Origin of the sequence: Mesorhizobium sp. M7A.F.Ca.AU.002.02.1.1 (assembly GCF_003998535.1) — a bacterium.
In the GTDB taxonomy this organism is placed as follows: Bacteria; Pseudomonadota; Alphaproteobacteria; order Rhizobiales; family Rhizobiaceae; genus Mesorhizobium; species Mesorhizobium ciceri.
In genome coordinates this window covers 1-577 of record NZ_RZPB01001431.1, presented here as the reverse complement: position 1 = coordinate 577, position 577 = coordinate 1, and the positions used below count along the sequence as shown (strand labels likewise).

Annotated in this window: 1 protein-coding gene and 1 pseudogene; both read right to left on the bottom strand. The window is 64.1% G+C overall.

What is annotated here, in order from left to right:
• Nucleotides 1-309 (bottom strand): dTMP kinase (tmk, locus tag EN879_RS38170; protein ID WP_164774955.1); only part of this gene is annotated, 309 nt, incomplete at its 3' end.
• Nucleotides 310-449: 140 nt separating this feature from the next.
• A pseudogene (locus EN879_RS40505) lies at nucleotides 450-577 on the bottom strand (D-alanyl-D-alanine carboxypeptidase); the annotation flags it as partial.

Sequence of the window (577 nt, the reverse complement as noted above, 5' to 3'; positions counted from 1 at the left end):
GTCGGGCGCAGCCGAACCGTTCGGGCCGAAGATGGAAGCGCTGCTGTTCGCCGCCGGCCGGATCACCTGCTCGACATGATCGGACCGCGCGGCGGCGAACAGCAGCGCTTCCATCTTCGGCCCGAACGGTTCGGCTGCGCCCGACAGCAGCACATGCCTGACCGCTTCGGCGCCCGGCGAGCCGCCGGGTTCGCGGGTAAGCAGCACGTCGTATTTCTTGGCGCGCATCTTCCTGGCCAGCCGCTCGATCTGCGTCGACTTGCCTGCCCCCTCGCCGCCTTCGAAGGTGATGAAAAAACCGCGTGCCAACCGAGAGGCCTTCTTGTCCATGGCTGAATGGGATTGTAGCGCTCTAGATAGTCCGCGTTGGGCCAAACGTCCATGCCGTCGATTTTTTGCCCTTATGCATGCCGTTCCCCAAAACCATGGCTGGTTTTGAGCGACATGCGTTAGCGCAGCCAGCCGATCACCAGTTCCTTGACGGCATCGAGCGCGCGCTGCGGCAGCGTGCCGACGCCGATCGATTCGGCAGCGAAAAGCGGCGTCTCCTGGCTCAGCGTATCGCCGATCCAGACGC